The sequence below is a fragment of the Rhizobium sp. 05L429 genome, assembly GCF_056397645.1.
In genome coordinates this window covers 1-3,720 of the sequence record NZ_JBFTNV010000067.1, presented here as the reverse complement: position 1 = coordinate 3,720, position 3,720 = coordinate 1, and the positions used below count along the sequence as shown (strand labels likewise).

The following is a 3,720-nucleotide window of genomic DNA, read 5'->3' as shown; positions in this document are numbered from 1 at the left end:
CTGCCGGCATCTGCGAAGCGTTTGGCCGGGCGATTGAGGCCGAAATTCTCGCGCAGCGTCGCGCCTTCGTATTCCGTTCGGAAGAGGCCACGGCGGCGCAGCTCCGGAACGACGAGCTCGATGAAGTCGGCAAGCCCGCCCGGCATCAGCGGCGCCATGATATTGAAGCCGTCGGCCCCATAGTTTTCGAAACGCTCTTCGAGCACATCGGCGATCTGGACCGGCGTGCCGACCACCTGCCAGTGGCCGCGGGCGCCGGCGATACGCAGATAGAGCTGGCGGATGGTCAGATTTTCGCGTCGGGCAAGATCGAGCACGAGAGCCTGGCGGCTCTTGCCCGCATTGGTCGCCGGTGGATTGTCGGGCACCGGCCCATCGAGCGGATAGGCCGAAAGGTCGACGCCGGAAAGCTGGGAGATCAGGTTCAGTCCGACTTCGGGCTGAATGAGCGCCTGCAGGGATGCGAACTTTTCCTTCGCTTCGGATTCAGTCCTGCCGACGACAGGGAAAATGCCGGGCAAGATCTTCAGATCGTCATGCGAACGGCCGAATTTGGCAAGCCGGCCTTTGACATCAGCGTAGAAAGCCACCGCTTCCTCGAGGGTGATCTGGGCGGCGAATATGGCTTCTKCGGTACGCGCAGCAAGCTCCTTGCCGGGCTCGGAGGCGCCCGCCTGAATCAGGACTGGCCGCCCTTGCGGCGAGCGCGGGATGTTGAGGGGGCCGCGCACCTTGAAGTGCTTGCCGCTATGATCGAGCCGGTGCAGCTTTTGAGGATCGAAATAGCGTCCCGACTGCCTGTCGCGGATGAAGGTGTCGTCTTCAAAACTGTCCCAGAGGCCGAGCACGACATCGGCGAATTCCTCGGCGCGCTCGTAACGGTCGCCATGCAGGATCTGCGCATCATGCCCGAAATTATAGGCGGCGTCCGGATCGGAGGAGGTGACGAGGTTCCAGCCGGCCCGCCCGCCGCTCAACCGGTCAAGGGACGCAAACTGCCGTGCGAGATTGAACGGATCGGAAAAGCTCGTCGAGGCGGTGGCAATCAGGCCGATATTGCGGGTGACAGAGGAAAGAGCCGAAAGAAGCGTGATCGGTTCGAAGGGATAAATGCCGCTATGAGCCTTGCGGCTTGCCGCTTCCACGTCCTTCAACCGTGCCGCCACGCCATCGGCAAAGAAGATCGCATCGAACTTCGCGGCCTCGGCAAGACGAGCCAGTTCGAGATAGTTTTCAAATTCCGTGCCGACCGAGGCCTGCGGATGGCGCCAGGCAGCGACATGGTGGCCGGTGAAGAGCAGGAAGGCGCCGAGCTTGATCTGGTCCTTGCGTCTCGCCATGGAATATCCTTTCAGCGGTAGATGGCCGGCACGGGGAACTCGCCGGTCAGCAGAAAAGTGCCGACCGTGCGCTTCTTGTATTCGGCGGGATTGTGCAGTGTGTGAGTGCGGACATTTCGCCAGAAACGGTCGAAGCCGTTAGCCTGCGTGGCGGATCGCGCGCCAATCACCTCGAAGACCTCGCTCGAAACGGCGAGGCCGACCTCGCCCGCATAAAGGTTGGCCGTGGCGATATCGATGGCGGCGGCACCACGATCGTTATGGCTCAAGGATGGTCCTTGGGCATAAGCCGCATCAAGGCTGCGCGCAGCCTTGTCGGCAAGTTCAGCGGCCGCAAGGGTGCGAATATAGAGCTCGCCATACTGGCGTTTGATCCAGGGATCGTCGATATGCCGTTCCACGCCGGAATAGATCCACGGTCGGGATGACGTTACCGTGTAGTCCCGGCCCTCCTCCAGAATGCCCTGGGCGCTGCCGACGAACACGTTGAGAAGGACGCTCTGCTGAAGAAGCGAGGTGAGGGACGCGTAAGGCGTCAGTGGCACGGAAGGGGCGCTGATGACCTCATCGTCGCCGATGTGGAGGCCGCGGAAATGGACGGTGCCGCTGCCGGTCTGCCGTTGCCCGATACCGTCCCAGTCATCCGCAATTACGATGCCTTCGCGATCGGCGGGGACCGCTGCTGTGAGGCGTTCGCCCGACGAATTTTCCCAGGATATCTGGATATAGTCCGCAATGTGCGAGCCCGAGGAAAAGGGCCGGCTGCCGTTGATCGTCCAGCCGCCTTCCGTCTTCTCACCTGTCGAAGTCTTCGACATAGCATTGCCGGAATTGCTCCAGATCCAGTTGCCCGCGGCTGATCCGCCCAGCCACCTGTCCTTTTGAGCATCCGAACCGCGAAAGAGGATGAGGTTCAGCGGCAGATGATGGTAACCGAAGAGATGCGCGAGCGACCCGTCGGTTTTGGCAAATTCCCTGACGATGCGAAGGGTTGTCATCCAGGAAGCCCCCTGTCCGCCATATGCCTTTGCGATTTGAGCGGAAGCCAGGCCACTTTCCTTCAGGAGCCTGATCTGATCGAGGGGGCTGCCGCCTTGCTTGTCCCGCTCGACCGCATCCTGATGGAACGCCTTTCGCAACTCGGCAGCCCTTGCCAGGAGCGGATCTTCAACGTCAAATTCGAACGACATATCACCTCCGCGCTTACCGGCGCCGGGAATTCCGGCAGCGTCGTGGCACGGACGGTCGACCGATGCGCAAAGCAAGTCCAGGCATATGAATTTGATGTGGAGGAAAGAAATTCTTCGTGCGCTCGGGCAGGGCATCACTTTTTGATGCTTACCGAGGGCGTGGCATCTACCGATGCGGCGGGCGTCGCATTTTAACAATCTGGTGGTTTCCCAGGTAATTTGGCTCGAATCCAATCAAGGCGACGAGGCCTGAACGGAGACGGTATCGTCCTCGCTATCGTACTCTGCGGGCGCGGGCGGCTCATCAGGGCAGAAGCACCGAGGCCGAGATCGGTGACATTATTGAGGCCGCTGTTCGTCCCCCTGACCGTGTGAAGCTCGGCTGTTTACTGGCGGCTATTGGTCGCGACGCTGAGCTTTCCGACAGCGACGTTGAAGCCCTGCAGAAAAGTCGTGATAAGACACCTGCGGGACCGATGACCTTAGAATGATCTTGCTGGACACCAACATTATATCCGTCCGCATATCCGTCCGGGGAAATCAGTTCCCGATGAGGTAGTGGTCGCTTGGTTGGACGCCCAGGTCATCGAAACGCTGTTTATTTCCGCAATAACGATTGCTGAACTTCGTTTCGGGATCAGTTCTTGCCCACTGGGAAACGGCAAACAATCCTCCGCGACCGCCTCGAGGGCGAAGTGCTGCCTCATTTTTCCGGGCGCATCCTGTCCTTTAATCTGGCGACTTCGCAGTTTTACTGGGAACTGATGGCACGTGGAGCTTGCCGGGAATGCCCCTTTCATCGTGTTCGATGACGCCGATCTCGACCGCGCCGTCGAAGGGGCCCTTCTTTCCAAGTTCAGTAATGCCCATCGTGTCGCCGAACGTTTGGAATACGGCATGGTGGGGATCACGACCAGGGCGGCGGGATACGACATTGCGGAACGCCGGATGAACGGCCCGCGACGGACGGGCAGTTCGAAGGCTGTCAGCTGGCCGGGCTCGGCATCCTGCGACGCTGCACGACCAGAATGCCAGATTGCGCCGAGCTCAAAAAACAGGCTCTTTCCGTCGAAAAGCGATGACCAATGCATTCCTTGCATAGGTGGACTGACGGATTGTCGCTGTTTTTAACCGATTGAAACGCCTATATTCCAATCATCGAAACGACGCCGGAGCCAAGCAAGGCTGCT

General features: G+C 59.9%; 3 protein-coding genes and 2 pseudogenes. 3 read left to right on the top strand and 2 right to left on the bottom strand.

All coding sequences use genetic code 11. The annotated features are described in order from the left end of the window. The coding region (locus AC1DNW_RS35240; RefSeq protein WP_477855762.1) for an LLM class flavin-dependent oxidoreductase at positions 1-1,340 on the bottom strand (1,340 nt) is incomplete at its 3' end. Positions 1,341-1,351: 11 nt separating this feature from the next. Further along, positions 1,352-2,530, bottom strand: a complete 1,179-nt coding sequence (locus AC1DNW_RS35235; RefSeq protein WP_477855761.1) for an acyl-CoA dehydrogenase family protein — start codon at positions 2,528-2,530, stop codon at positions 1,352-1,354. A gap of 233 nt (positions 2,531-2,763) precedes the next feature. Here AC1DNW_RS35235 and AC1DNW_RS35230 point away from each other — a divergent pair, with 233 nt between their 5' ends. The 3 genes and pseudogenes from AC1DNW_RS35230 to AC1DNW_RS35220 all read left to right on the top strand — a co-directional run. Next, complete coding sequence (locus AC1DNW_RS35230; protein ID WP_477855763.1) at positions 2,764-3,021, top strand: FitA-like ribbon-helix-helix domain-containing protein; 258 nt, start codon at positions 2,764-2,766, stop codon at positions 3,019-3,021. After that, positions 3,018-3,303, top strand: a pseudogene (locus AC1DNW_RS35225) (PIN domain-containing protein); the annotation flags it as partial. The gene AC1DNW_RS35230 and the pseudogene AC1DNW_RS35225, both read left to right, overlap by 4 nt. Then, a pseudogene (locus AC1DNW_RS35220) lies at positions 3,302-3,397 on the top strand (aldehyde dehydrogenase family protein); the annotation flags it as partial. The pseudogenes AC1DNW_RS35225 and AC1DNW_RS35220, both read left to right, overlap by 2 nt. Positions 3,398-3,720: the final 323 nt, after the last annotated feature.

Coding starts and splice junctions, on each gene's coding strand:
- AC1DNW_RS35235 (WP_477855761.1), bottom strand. CDS start 2,530: ATGTCGTTCGAATTTGACGTTGAAGATCCGCTCCTGGCAAGGGCTGCC.